The sequence below is a fragment of the Bacteroides sp. 2201st1_D9_2201SCRN_220225 genome, from assembly GCF_040928965.1.
Lineage (GTDB): Bacteria > Bacteroidota > Bacteroidia > Bacteroidales > Bacteroidaceae > Bacteroides > Bacteroides stercoris.
On sequence record NZ_JBCODG010000054.1, the window covers coordinates 1 to 13,795 of the forward strand.

The window sequence follows — 13,795 nt, forward strand, 5'->3', positions numbered from 1 at the left end:
GAGCTTTCTTCCTGTTCAGACTGGCGAAAATTTATGCATAAGCTATGAATCCCTCAGGTTTTTACGTTGACCCAAAATTTGCACATGGTCGAAAAGCAATAAAAAACCCACTAAAACTTGCGATTTTAGTGGGTTTTTATCGGTGTGTTGTGTTGGGCTACCTGGATTCGAACCAGGAATGACAGGACCAGAATCTGTAGTGTTACCATTACACCATAGCCCAATTGAGCATTTCATTTCTGTTTTGCGGTGCAAAGATACAAACTTTTCTTTAATCCAAAACATTTTTCGCTATTTTTTTCATTAAAATCTGATAAGATACCATGACACAAAGAATTATATACCTAAAAAAAAACAAAAAATGAAAGACTTTTCCCCTTTTGCGTGTTTGATATGATAAATCAACGTATATTTGTCGCCTGTTTAATATTAATAATGTGTAATGAACGAAGCTAAAAAATTAATTCAACAAATAACAGAAGGTATTCAAGATAAAAAAGGAAAAAAAATCGTCATAGCAGACCTTACCCGGATAGACGACACTATATGTAATTATTTTGTCATCTGTCAAGGAAACTCCCCAAGCCAAGTAAGCGCCATAGTGGAGTCCGTTAAAGACTTCACCCGCAAAGGAGCGAACAGCAAACCTTTTGCGATAGACGGTCTACGCAATGCCGAGTGGGTAGCCATGGACTACTCTGATGTACTGGTTCACGTTTTCCAGCCGGAAGCGCGTGAATTCTACAACTTGGAACACTTATGGGCAGATGCCAAACTAACCCAAATCCCCGATCTCGATTAATTTAGACTTATGGACAATAACACCAATAAAAAGCCCACAAAAACCAATATGCCCAAGTTCAACTTGAACTGGTTGTATATGATTATAGCCATGATGTTGCTGGGACTGTACCTCACCAATGAAAGCGGTTCGGCCAGCAAAAACATCCCTTATGATGAATTTCAGGAGTATGTGCGCAACGGCTATATAAGCAAAGTGACCGGTTATGACGACAACTCCGTAGAGGCATACGTCAAGCCGCAATATGTGCCCAATGTATTCAAAGCAGATTCAAGCCGTGTGGGCAAGAATCCCCTGATTACAACAGAAGCTCCCTCACGCGAAAGCTTGGGCGACTTCCTGCAGAAAGAAAAGGACGAGACACGTTTCGACGGTTCTATCAGCTACGAAAAGAAACACAATTACTTCGGTGCAATCCTCTGGCAGATATTGCCGTTTGCATTTCTTATCGGCTTCTGGATATTCCTGTCCCGCCGTTGGAGCAGCGGTGGCGGCATGGGTGGCGGCAGCGGCATCTTCAGTGTCGGCAAATCCAAAGCCCAACTGTTTGAAAAGAACTCTCCGGTAAAGGTTACTTTCAAGGACGTTGCCGGACTTGCAGAGGCCAAGCAGGAAGTAGAGGAAATCGTAGAATTCCTGAAACAACCCCAGAAGTATACAGACCTGGGTGGTAAGATACCCAAGGGTGCATTGCTCGTAGGCCCTCCGGGAACGGGTAAGACCCTGCTTGCAAAGGCTGTGGCAGGAGAAGCCAACGTACCGTTCTTCTCACTGGCCGGTTCCGACTTCGTGGAAATGTTTGTCGGCGTAGGTGCTTCCCGCGTCCGCGACCTGTTCCGCCAAGCCAAAGAGAAAGCGCCTTGCATCGTATTCATCGATGAAATCGATGCCGTGGGACGCGCCCGTGGAAAAGCTGCCGCCATGGGCGGTAACGATGAACGCGAAAACACCTTGAACCAACTGCTGACGGAAATGGACGGGTTCGGTTCCAACAGCGGTGTCATCATCCTTGCCGCAACCAACCGTGTGGATGTACTGGACAAGGCACTGCTGCGCGCCGGACGTTTCGACCGCCAGATACACGTCGACTTGCCCGACCTGAATGAACGAAAAGAAGTATTCGGCGTACACCTGCGCCCCATCAAGATAGACAATACGGTGGATGTAGAGTTACTGGCACGCCAGACTCCGGGATTCTCCGGCGCCGACATCGCCAATGTCTGCAACGAAGCCGCCCTGATTGCCGCCCGTCATGGAAAGAAATTTGTAGAGAAGCAGGACTTCCTGGATGCGGTAGACCGTATCGTAGGCGGTCTGGAGAAGAAAACCAAAATCACAACCGAAGAAGAACGCCGTTCCATTGCCATACACGAGGCCGGACACGCCAGCATCTCCTGGCTGTTGGAATATGCCAACCCGCTGATTAAGGTAACCATCGTTCCACGCGGACGTGCTTTGGGAGCAGCCTGGTACCTGCCCGAAGAACGCCAGATTACCACAAAGGAACAGATGCTGGACGAGATGTGCGCCACTTTGGGCGGACGCGCCGCAGAAGATCTGTTCATCGGAAGAATCTCTACCGGCGCCATGAACGACCTTGAGCGTGTAACCAAGCAGGCATACGGCATGATTGCCTATTTGGGCATGAGCGACAAACTGCCGAATCTCTGTTATTACAATAACGACGAATACTCGTTCAACCGTCCGTACAGCGAGAAGACCGCCGAACTGATTGACGAAGAGGTGAAGCGTATGGTAAACGAACAGTACGAGCGTGCCAAGAAAATACTATCCGACAATAAAGAAGGGCACAACAAGCTGGCCCAACTGTTGATAGACAAGGAAGTAATCTTTGCAGAAGATGTGGAAGAAATCTTCGGCAAGCGTCCGTGGGCTTCCCGTTCCGAAGAGATTATCAGCGCAAGCAAAACTTCCAGAGAGCTGAAAGAAGCCGAAGAAAAAGAGGCTGCCAAGGCAAAGGAAGCGGAAAAAGAGGTAAAAGAAGAAGAAAGCCATAACACCGGCTCGAACAATTAAAACGAAAACACCTTGAAAAATAATTTCATACAACGTGCTGTTACAGGTGCATTATTTGTAGTTATACTGGTGGGCTGTATCCTTTACAGCCCCCTCTCATTCGGGATTCTATTCACTATCATCGGCGCATTGAGCGTACACGAGTTTGCCCATCTGGTAAACAGGAACGGCGGAGTCAGCATCAACAAGACGATTACCGCTTTAGGCGGAGCCTATCTGTTCCTTGCACTCATGGGATTCTGCACATCCGCCATCGATGCGCGCGTATTCCTTCCCTATCTGGGCTTATTGCTCTATTTGATGATTACGGAGTTATACCTGAAAAAGGAGAACCCCATCGGCAACTGGGCGTATGCAATGCTGAGCCAGCTATATGTAGCCTTGCCTTTCGCATTGCTGAATGTACTCGCTTTCCAGAATTCACCTGAAACGAGCAGCGTAACCTATAACCCCATCCTGCCGCTTTCCATATTCGTATTCATCTGGCTGAGCGATACGGGTGCTTACTGCGTGGGCTCTCTGATAGGAAAACATCGCCTGTTCGCGCGCATTTCGCCTAAGAAATCATGGGAAGGCAGCATAGGCGGCGCGATTTTCTCCATCGCCTCATCCTTTGTATTTGTCCATTTCTTCCCATTCATGTCTACATGGCAATGGGCAGGACTGGCAGTTACCGTAGTGATTTTCGGCACTTGGGGCGACCTCACCGAATCGCTGATGAAGCGTCAACTGGGCATCAAGGATTCCGGCAACATTCTTCCGGGACACGGCGGAATGCTCGACCGGTTCGACAGCGCTCTCATGGCGATTCCCGCAGCGGTAGTCTACCTGTATGTAATGACAATGATTTGACAGGAAATCTTAAACGAATATAAGCCAAAGGGCATAGAGGAAAGATACTGTAACCTCTATGCCCTTTGGCCTATATATACGGTATAAGGAAACGCTTACTTCAATTGCATCTTCGACAAATCAAGGTCCCGTATATTCTTCGTATTATCACCGGTAACCACCAGGTCGAACGTCAGTTCCACCTCGCCATTCTTTTCCGAATTAATTTTCAGCTTGATACCTTTGGTTTCAGAGGTCACGTTGAGACTGTTCAGATTATAGGACACCGCACCGGGCTTGCGCAACCCCGTCAAATCGTCATAGTCGTTATAGCGGAGAGCCAAATGTATATAACCGTCTTCTCCATACAACTCCGCATCATCTTGCGGACGTACCAGGCTGATACGATGTTTAGTGCCGGAAGGCAGATTCTGCATAAATATGATATTCATATATCCCCCGCTGATGCTTGTATCACCTTCAAATATCAGGACAGGGTCATTGCCGAACTCTTCCTCGGTCTCGGGAGTCAGCGTCTCGACCTCTTTCGTCAGCACATCCTGCAAACTCAGGATCTTCACAGCATGGTCGTAACCGTCAAACTCATCGGACAAAGGATTGAACATGGTAATCACACGCTTTCCATCAACCGGCTCGTACCACCACAAGTCTGTATTCACAGGCCAGAGCGTTCCCCACACATCACAGTCCAAATAAAAAGCATTGCCGGTAACACGCACCGTAGCCCACAGCGGCGGAGTGAAATCACCGATCGAATACCCTTCATCGTCATCACAGGAATGCAGTACCGGCATCACAGCCAGACAAACTGCCATAAATAACCAATGTAGCTTTCTCATAATCAAAGTTCTTTTGTTTATTTCTTTCTGTATAGAAAATACAAAAGCCGGGCATTTACTGCACCGGCTTTATTCCTTTTAACAAGAAATTAAATATCGTCCTACTTTTTAAAACGTTTCTTAAGCAAAGCCACCATTTCACGGGCTGCATGCACAGGTGCTCCCGCCTCGCCCAGGCGGGATGCCATATATTCGTAACCGTCGAGCATCTGCCGGCGGTACGCCTCATCGTATAAGATACGTTGAAGCTCCGCACGTATCTGCTCCACCGTCATGGTATCGGCCACCAGTTCCTTCACCACCTCACGGTCGGCAATCAGGTTTACCAGAGATATGTACCTGACTTTCAGAACATGCCGTTTCAGGAAAGCGATAACCTTCCCTATCGGCGTATGGTAGCACACCGCCTGCGGAACCCGGAACAATGCCGTTTCCAGCGTTGCCGTGCCCGAAGTAACCAATGCCGCTTCCGCATGCCGGAGCAAAGGATAAGTACGGTTAAAGATTATCTTCACGTCCGCATTGCCGACATATTCCTTATAATACTCCGGAGCGATGCCCGGCGCTCCCGCCAGCACCAACTGATACTCCGGAAATGAAGCGGCCGCCCGAATCATATCCGGCAAATTATCCTTAATCTCCTGCTTGCGGCTGCCAGCCAGCAAGGCAATGACAGGCTTCGGCGAAAGGCCGTTGGCCCGTTTGAACTCATCCGCAGTTTCCGAATAAGCGGCTTGGAAGGCAGTGACTTCATCCACCGTCGGATTGCCTACATAATGTATGGGATAATGGTGCTTGCCCTCGAAGAACTCCACCTCGAACGGAAGAATGGAGAAGAGTTCGTCCACATCCCGCTTGATATTCCTGATACGGTGCTCTTTCCAGGCCCATATCTTGGGAGAAATATAATAGAACACCGGTATTTGCGTACGGGCATGGACAAACTTGGCGATATTCAGGTTGAACCCCGGATAATCCACCAAAATAAGAACATCCGGCTGCCAAGCTGCAATGTCTTCCTTGCAACGCTTCATATTGGCAAAGATGGTACGCAGGTGCAACAAGACGGGAATGAAGCCCATATACGCCAGTTCCTTATAATGCTTCACCAACGTTCCGCCCACAGCCGCCATCAGGTCACCGCCGAAAAAGCGGAACTCGGCCTGCGGGTCTTCTGCCTTCAAGGCAGTCATCAGGTGCGACGCATGCAGGTCGCCCGAGGCCTCGCCCACAATCAGATAATACTTCATAAGCGCCTATGTTTCAATATCCTGTGCAATCCGTCAGAACCAGGTTTTCAATTCGTCCATCAGGCCATAGGCGGTTACATCCACTGTGGTCGGAGTCACCGCTACATAACCGTTGGCAAGCGCCCAATGGTCGCTCTTTTCATTCTCCTTTTCCGACTCCTCAAACTTTCCGGTCAGCCAATAGTAGTGCGCATCGCCTCTGTGGGCGAAGTTCTCCCACTCGTTGGTCCACTGTCCTTTTGCCTGTTCGCAGATTTTCACCCCTTTCAACTCTTTGGTATCGGGGAAGTTGACATTGAGGCAGGTCAACGGCGGCAAGCCTTTTTCCAGAACCTTGCGGGCAATCTCGCGGATATACTCTCCCGCCGGCTCAAAATCGGCGTCCGGCATGTGGTTGCACAGTGAAAAGCCGATAGAGGGAACACCTTTCAGGCAGCCTTCGATAACCACCCCCATTGTTCCGGAATAATGCACATTGACCGAGGAGTTATCGCCGTGATTAATGCCGCCCACCACAAGGTCGGGTTTGCGGTCGAGCACCGTATGGAATGCCAGCTTGACGCAATCGGCGGGCGTACCGGAACACTTATAGACCGTCAGTCCCACATCCTTGCGAAGCAACTGATAATGAATCGGTTCTGTCACGGTAAGCGCACACGCATTACCCGAACGCGGCGCATCCGGCGCCATTACCACAATCTCCCCCAGCGGACGGAGAAACTTTATCAACTCGCTGATTCCTTTCGCAATGATACCGTCGTCATTGGAAATCAATATCAAAGGTCTCTGATTTTCCATATTTCTTTTTAATTTTGCTACAAATTTAGCAAAAGAGAACCACATATTAACCACCAATACACAAAAAGATATGTTAGACGTCTTTCTCATTCTGATGGGTATCCTCTGCCTGATAACTGGACTGGCAGGCTGTTTCCTGCCCGTAATTCCCGGTCCGCCCGTGGCCTATGCCGGTTTGTTGCTGCTACACTTCACCGACAAGGTGCAGTACTCTGCCACCCAACTATTGCTGTGGCTGCTGATTGTCGTCATCGTACAGGTGCTCGACTATTTCGTCCCCATGCTGGGCAGCAAATACAGCGGCGGAACGCGCTGGGGAACACGCGGATGCCTTGCCGGAACCCTCATCGGGCTGTTCTTCATGCCCTGGGGCATTGTACTCGGCCCGTTTTTAGGGGCTTTTATCGGCGAACTTTTCGGCGGCAGGGAAACCCGGCAGGCTCTGAAGTCGGGACTGGGCTCCCTGTTCGGCTTCCTCTTCGGCACGGTACTGAAATGCGTGTTGTGCGGATACTTCGCATGGGAGTTTGCATCGGCACTGCTTTAACATAAGTTTATCCCCATTAAACTTCAGGTTTAATCCTAATGAACCCGAAGTTTAATAGGAATAAACTCCGAGTTTAATTCGGACAAACTATTGTAAACTCCGGAGAAACGGCACGCATTTCCCCGGACACGGCAGCAGCGGCAGCTTATAACCCGAACATCCCGCCGCCTGCCATCTCATTGCTTTAGAAATCTTAATCTTCTGCAAGTGAGACAAAAAAGCTGTTTCTTTTCAAGATAAATACGTATATTTGCCCCACTAATCAGGAAAAAGAGTGCCTGAGACACACGTCTTCAGGCAACGGAACGGTAAAGGCATCCGGGAGTTATTAACAAAAAGGGTGACTTATCAACCGTTTTTGCAATCTTTCTCTTTTTTAGTAGGTGCTATACGGAATTATCACTTATTTCGCTGCCAATAAACATTGAAATTATGGGAAAAATAATTGCTTTGGCAAATCAAAAAGGTGGTGTAGGAAAAACAACAACAACCATAAACCTCGCAGCTTCTCTCGCCACACTTGAAAAGAAAGTGCTTGTCGTAGACGCAGACCCGCAGGCGAACGCCTCGTCAGGGCTGGGCGTAGACATCAAGCAGGCAGAATGTACTATCTATGAATGTATTATAGACCGCGCCGATGTGCGCGACGCTATCCACGACACGGAGATTGATACATTGAAAGTTATTTCCTCCCACATCAACCTGGTAGGCGCCGAAATAGAAATGCTCAATCTTAAAAACCGGGAAAAGATACTGAAAGAGGTACTCGCCCCGCTACGGGAAGAGTTTGATTATATCCTGATAGACTGCTCACCGTCGTTAGGATTGATTACAATCAACGCGCTCACGGCCGCCGACTCGGTTATCATTCCCGTACAGGCCGAATACTTTGCACTGGAAGGCATCAGCAAATTGCTGAACACCATCAAAATCATCAAGTCCAAGCTGAACCCCGCACTCGAAATCGAGGGATTCCTGCTGACCATGTATGACTCGCGGCTGCGCCAGGCCAACCAGATATACGACGAGGTGAAACGCCACTTCCAGGAACTGGTGTTCAACACCGTCATCCAGCGCAATGTAAAACTGAGCGAAGCCCCCAGCTACGGACTCCCCACAATCCTGTACGATGCGGACTCCACCGGAGCCAAAAACCACATCGCACTGGCAAAAGAGTTAATCAGCCACAACGAGGACTAACCGCCCGCATGGCAAACATAGTAAACAGTAAATCGTAAAACAGAAAAGAATAGATGGTACAGAAAAGAAATGCATTAGGACGTGGGCTGGACGCCCTGCTCTCCATGGATGAGGTGCAAACCGAAGGCTCTTCCTCTATCAATGAAATAGAATTGTCGAAGATTGCCGTCAACCCCAATCAGCCCCGCCGCGAGTTCGACCAGACAGCGTTGCAGGAGCTTGCCGATTCTATTGCAGAGATTGGTATCATCCAGCCTATCACCCTGCGTAAGCTGTCCGATGATGAATACCAGATTATTGCCGGTGAACGCCGCTTCCGCGCCTCGCAAATGGCAGGGCTGACGAGCATCCCCGCCTATATCCGCACGGCCGACGACGAGAATGTCATGGAAATGGCACTCATCGAAAACATACAGCGCGAGGACCTGAACTCCGTGGAAATAGCGCTTGCCTACCAGCACCTGCTGGAACAATACGGACTGACGCAGGAACGCCTCAGCGAACGCATAGGCAAGAAGCGTACCACCATTGCCAACTACCTGCGCCTGCTGAAACTGCCGGCTCCCGTCCAGATGGGATTGCAAAACAAGCAGATAGACATGGGGCACGCCCGTGCACTGGTAACACTGGGAGACCCCAAACTGCAAGTGAAGATTTTTGAAGAGATACTCGAACAAGGTTATTCCGTACGCAAAGTAGAGGAAATCGTGAAATCCCTGAGCGAAGGAGAAGCCGTGAAAAGCGGCGGCCGCAAGATAGCCCCCAAGCGCGCCAAACTGCCCGAAGAGTTCAATATGCTGAAGCAGCAGCTTTCCAGTTTCTTCAGCACCAAAGTACAGTTGACCTGCTCCGAAAAAGGCAAAGGAAAAATCAGTATCCCGTTCAGTAACGAAGAAGAACTGGAACGTATCATCGGTATTCTCGATACGCTGAAAAAATAAATGACAAAGAAGAGAAGAATATATCAAATCAGTATCGCCCTGCTGCTTTGCCTGATGCAGACGGCAGGGATTGCTATGTATGGTCAGAGCCGCCCGCGTGCCGCCGCAAAGAGGATACACAGGCTGCAGGCAGACTCTCTTGCCGCCGTACGGCAAGCAGCGCGGATGCAGGCCGACAGCCTGAACCGGACTATGAAAGAAGTGCCGCCTCTCCAGGCCGTTGCCCCGGCAGACAGCATTGCCACTGCCGACAGCATTGCCGCCGAGAACAAGAAAAAGCTGCTGGAAATGACTTCCGCTCCCGTCCTGAAAGAATCGGAAGTGCCGGCAGACAGCCTCAAAAAAGAAATCGATCAGAAAATATGGGTTCCCAACCCTACAAAAGCCACCTGGCTGGCGCTCGTAATTCCCGGTGGCGGACAAATCTACAACCGGAAATACTGGAAATTGCCCATATTCTACGGCGGCTTTGCCGGATGTGCCTATGCCTTGACGTGGAACAGCAAAATGTACAAAGACTACTCCACCGCATATAAAGACGCGATGAACGGCAATATGCAGTCCAGCAGCATCACCGACCTGCTGCCGCCCGGATACAAGATTTCCGAAACCCAGTTGAAAGAGCTGTTGCGCAAGCGCAAGGATACCTATCGCAGATACCGCGATTTAAGTATCTTCGCTTTCATCGGAGTATACCTGCTGTCCGTCATCGATGCCTATGTGGATGCCGAACTGTCCAATTTCGACATCACCCCCGACCTCAGCATGAAAGTGGAGCCGGCTGTCATCGACAACCGGATAAACAACTCCTCCAACCGCTCCGTGGGGTTGCAATGCAGTTTCCGATTTTAAAAACAAATAAACAGATTTATCCATGACAAATAAACCTACATATATGAAAAGAATAATCGCGGGTTCCTCACTTCTGTTCAGCATACTGCTGGCAACTCCGCAAGCATACGCCCAAGAAAGCGTAGATGTCATTATCCGCGAAAACGGAACGGAACGGCGGGAAGTCATCGACCTGCCCAAGAGCATGACCTACCCTGTAGACAGCCTGCTCAGCGACTGGAAAGCCAAGAACTACATAGATTTAGGAAAGGATTGCAGCACCTCTACCGTCAATCCCCAATTCAGCGATTCCGTATACATCGACCGGCTCTCGCGCATGCCGACCATTATGGAGATGCCCTACAACGAGATTGTACGCAAATTCATCGACATGTATACCGGACGCCTCCGCAACCAGGTGGCTTTCATGCTGAGTGCCTGCAACTTCTACATGCCCATTTTCGAAGAGGCGCTCGACACTTACGGGCTGCCGCTGGAACTGAAATATCTGCCGATTATCGAGTCTGCGCTTAATCCCTCGGCCGTATCCCGCGCCGGAGCCTCCGGCCTGTGGCAGTTCATGCTGAACACCGGCAAGATATACGGCCTGGAAAGCAACAGCCTTGTGGACGAACGCCGCGACCCGATTAAGGCTACCTGGGCCGCCGCACGCTACCTGAAAGATATGTATGCCATCTACCAGGACTGGAACCTGGTAATCGCCGCCTACAACTGCGGCCCCGGCACCATCAACAAAGCCATCCGGCGCGCAGGCGGCAAAACGGATTATTGGGAAATATACAACTATCTGCCCAAAGAAACACGCGGATACGTACCCGCTTTTATAGCCGCCAACTACGTAATGACGTACTACTGCAAGCACAATATCTGCCCGATGGAAACCAATATTCCGGACGCCACAGATACCATACAGGTGAACCGCAACCTGCATTTCGAACAAATCACGGATGTTTGCGGCATCGGAATGGATGAGGTCAAAAGCCTGAATCCCCAGTACAAGAAGAATATCATTCCGGGAGACAGCAAGCCTCAGACACTCCGTCTGCCTATAAACTACATCAGCACTTTCATCGACAGCCAAGACACGATTTACGCCCACCGCAGTGCGGAACTGTTTAAAAACCGCAGAACTGTTTCCGTGGCCAATACCCGCAGCACAGCACGTAGCAGCAAAGGGAAAAGTTCTTCACAGGGCGACGTCACCTACCACAGAATACGCAATGGGGAAACCCTGTCGACCATCGCCCGCAAATATGGCGTCACCGTCAACCAGATAAAAAGCTGGAACGGATTGAGAAGCACCAGAATCAATGCGGGAAAGAGGCTGAAGATTTACAAATAAAAACATAAATGCTTGTCCGGTGTTGAAAATTGCTTATTTTTGCAAAAAGTGAAGAAGAAAGGAGAAACAGTATATGGAAGAGAGCGTAAGCCAGAAGGAGAAAGAGAGAGCCGAAGAAGCAATGATTGAACAGGCATTCCAGGAACTGTTGAACGATTACTTGGCAACCAAACACCGCAAGCGTGTCGAAATAATAACCAAGGCATTCAATTTTGCCAATCAGGCACATAAGGGAATCAAACGCCGCTCGGGCGAACCGTATATCATGCACCCCATCGCCGTAGCGAAGATTGTGTGCAATGAGATAGGGCTGGGGTCTACTTCCATCTGCGCCGCCCTGCTGCACGATGTGGTGGAAGACACCGATTACACCGTTGAGGATATCGAAAACATCTTCGGCCCCAAAATCGCCCAAATCGTTGACGGACTGACCAAAATTTCGGGCGGCATCTTCGGCGACCGCGCCTCGGCGCAGGCAGAGAACTTCAAGAAACTGCTGCTTACCATGTCCGACGACATCCGCGTTATCCTCATAAAGATAGCCGACCGGCTGCACAATATGCGCACACTCGGTTCCATGCTGCCCAACAAGCAGTTCAAGATAGCCGGTGAAACATTGTATATCTATGCACCGCTTGCCAACCGGCTGGGGCTGTACAAGATAAAGACGGAACTGGAAAACCTGAGCTTCCGTTACGAGCATCCGGAAGAATACCGCGAGATAGAAAAGAAACTTGAAGCGACAGCCGTAGAACGCGACAAGGTTTTCAAAGAGTTCACCGCTCCGATACGTGCCCAACTGGATAAAATGGGATTGAAATACCGTATCCTTGCCCGCATCAAATCCATCTATTCCATTTGGAACAAGATGCAGACAAAGCATGTGCCGTTCGAGGAAATCTACGACCTGCTTGCCGTACGTATCATCTTCGAGCCCCGTAACATGGAAGAAGAGCTGAATGACTGCTTCAACATATACGTATCCATATCCAAAATATACAAACCGCATCCCGACCGCCTGCGCGACTGGGTGAGCCACCCGAAAGCCAACGGCTATCAGGCCCTGCACGTCACCCTCATGGGCAATAACGGACAATGGATCGAAGTCCAGATTCGCAGTGAACGTATGAACGACGTTGCCGAACAGGGATTCGCCGCACATTGGAAGTATAAGGAAGGCGGCGGCAGCGAGGATGAGGGCGAGCTGGACAAATGGTTGCGTACCATCAAGGAGATACTCGATGACCCCCAACCGGATGCTATTGATTTTCTGGATACAATCAAGCTGAACCTGTTTGCTTCGGAAATCTTTGTGTTTACTCCGAAAGGCGAAATCAAGACCATGCCGCAGAACTCCACAGCACTGGACTTTGCCTTCTCCCTGCACACCGACATCGGCAGCCATTGCATCGGCGCCAAAGTAAACCACAAGCTTGTTCCCCTCAGCCATAAGTTGCAGAGCGGCGACCAGGTAGAGGTTCTTACATCCAAATCGCAACGCGTGCAACCGGAATGGGAAGCTTATGCCACTACCGCCCGTGCCCGTGCCAAAATCGCATCCATCCTGCGCAAAGAAGCGAAAGCGCATCAGAAAGAGGGCGAGGCAATCCTTGCAGACTTTCTCAGGAACGAGGATATACGCATGGATGACTCCGCAATAGACAAGCTCACCCGCCTGCACAATTTCCATACCCGCGACGAGCTGTTCGTTGCCGTGGGCAGCAAGAAACTCGTATTGGGCGACGCAGACCGGAACGCCTTCAAGGAAAAACAAAGCACCAACTGGAAAAAGTTCCTGACTTTCTCGTTCGGCAATAAAGACAACAAAGACACGAAGGAGCAGTCCGAAGAGAAAGTTCCGCAAGAAAAAATCAATACCAAGCAGATATTGAAACTGACGGAAGAGACCATCCAGAAGAATTATATCATGGCCGACTGCTGCCACCCCATCCCTGGCGACGATGTATTGGGATATATAGACGAGCAGAACCGGATAATCATACACAAACGCCAATGTCCGGTAGCCGCACGCCTCAAGAGCAGCTATGGCAACCGTATCATCGCCACCGAATGGGACACCCACAAGGAGCTGTCATTCCTCGTGACGATTTATCTGAAAGGTATCGACAGTATGGGATTGCTGAACGAAGTAACGCAGGTCATCTCGCGCCAGCTGAATGTCAATATCCGCAAGCTGACAATTGAAACCACCGACGGTATTTTTGAAGGTAAGATACAACTTTACGTACACGATGTGGACGACGTACGCAGTATCTGCGACAACCTGAAACAGATACAGAACATCAAACAGGTGACAAGAATAGAAGGATAACCC

Annotated in this window: 12 protein-coding genes and 1 tRNA gene; 9 read left to right on the forward strand and 4 right to left on the reverse strand. The window is 49.8% G+C overall.

Translation table 11 applies throughout. The annotated features are described in order from the left end of the window. Positions 1 to 152: 152 nt before the first annotated feature. Positions 153 to 223 (reverse strand) — tRNA-Gln (locus tag AB5903_RS15885). Positions 224 to 442: 219 nt separating this feature from the next. On the opposite strand from AB5903_RS15885, the gene rsfS reads away from it, so the two are divergent. Genes rsfS through AB5903_RS15900 form a run of 3 tightly spaced genes read left to right on the forward strand, consistent with a single transcriptional unit; the run spans position 443 to position 3,691 of the window. Continuing rightward, positions 443 to 802, forward strand: a complete 360-nt coding sequence (gene rsfS, locus AB5903_RS15890; RefSeq protein ID WP_005657538.1) for a ribosome silencing factor — start codon at positions 443 to 445, stop codon at positions 800 to 802. Between the two features lie 9 nt (positions 803 to 811). Next, on the forward strand, positions 812 to 2,839 hold the full coding sequence (gene ftsH / locus AB5903_RS15895; RefSeq protein WP_005657540.1) for an ATP-dependent zinc metalloprotease FtsH: 2,028 nt from the start codon (positions 812 to 814) through the stop codon (positions 2,837 to 2,839). Positions 2,840 to 2,851: 12 nt separating this feature from the next. Beyond that, positions 2,852 to 3,691, forward strand: coding sequence for a phosphatidate cytidylyltransferase (locus AB5903_RS15900; RefSeq protein WP_016661924.1), 840 nt, complete (start codon positions 2,852 to 2,854; stop codon positions 3,689 to 3,691). A gap of 95 nt (positions 3,692 to 3,786) precedes the next feature. On the opposite strand, the gene AB5903_RS15905 is transcribed toward AB5903_RS15900, so the two are convergent. The 3 genes from AB5903_RS15905 to surE all read right to left on the reverse strand — a co-directional run bounded on the left by AB5903_RS15905 (position 3,787) and on the right by surE (position 6,578). Then, positions 3,787 to 4,530 (reverse strand): NigD-like protein, encoded by a 744-nt coding sequence (locus AB5903_RS15905; protein WP_195658653.1) that lies wholly within the window; start codon positions 4,528 to 4,530, stop codon positions 3,787 to 3,789. A gap of 101 nt (positions 4,531 to 4,631) precedes the next feature. After that, on the reverse strand, positions 4,632 to 5,780 hold the full coding sequence (lpxB, locus tag AB5903_RS15910; RefSeq protein ID WP_117902358.1) for a lipid-A-disaccharide synthase: 1,149 nt from the start codon (positions 5,778 to 5,780) through the stop codon (positions 4,632 to 4,634). 33 nt (positions 5,781 to 5,813) lie between these two features. Beyond that, positions 5,814 to 6,578, reverse strand: coding sequence for a 5'/3'-nucleotidase SurE (gene surE / locus AB5903_RS15915; RefSeq protein WP_195658652.1), 765 nt, complete (start codon positions 6,576 to 6,578; stop codon positions 5,814 to 5,816). Positions 6,579 to 6,648: 70 nt separating this feature from the next. On the opposite strand from surE, the gene AB5903_RS15920 reads away from it, so the two are divergent. From AB5903_RS15920 to AB5903_RS15945, 6 genes are all read left to right on the forward strand, one after another. Continuing rightward, positions 6,649 to 7,125, forward strand: a complete 477-nt coding sequence (locus AB5903_RS15920) for a DUF456 domain-containing protein (RefSeq protein ID WP_005657552.1) — start codon at positions 6,649 to 6,651, stop codon at positions 7,123 to 7,125. A gap of 432 nt (positions 7,126 to 7,557) precedes the next feature. Beyond that, on the forward strand, positions 7,558 to 8,325 hold the full coding sequence (locus AB5903_RS15925) for a ParA family protein (protein ID WP_005657554.1): 768 nt from the start codon (positions 7,558 to 7,560) through the stop codon (positions 8,323 to 8,325). A gap of 53 nt (positions 8,326 to 8,378) precedes the next feature. Beyond that, a complete protein-coding gene (locus tag AB5903_RS15930; RefSeq protein WP_016661928.1) occupies positions 8,379 to 9,266 on the forward strand; it encodes a ParB/RepB/Spo0J family partition protein in 888 nt (295 codons plus the stop codon). After that, positions 9,267 to 10,118 (forward strand): DUF5683 domain-containing protein, encoded by an 852-nt coding sequence (locus AB5903_RS15935; RefSeq protein ID WP_117665732.1) that lies wholly within the window; start codon positions 9,267 to 9,269, stop codon positions 10,116 to 10,118. A 43-nt stretch (positions 10,119 to 10,161) separates the two neighbouring features. After that, complete coding sequence (locus AB5903_RS15940; protein WP_175455996.1) at positions 10,162 to 11,460, forward strand: lytic transglycosylase domain-containing protein; 1,299 nt, start codon at positions 10,162 to 10,164, stop codon at positions 11,458 to 11,460. Between the two features lie 73 nt (positions 11,461 to 11,533). Beyond that, positions 11,534 to 13,792 (forward strand): bifunctional (p)ppGpp synthetase/guanosine-3',5'-bis(diphosphate) 3'-pyrophosphohydrolase, encoded by a 2,259-nt coding sequence (locus AB5903_RS15945; protein ID WP_005657561.1) that lies wholly within the window; start codon positions 11,534 to 11,536, stop codon positions 13,790 to 13,792. The last annotated feature ends 3 nt before the right edge of the window (positions 13,793 to 13,795 follow it).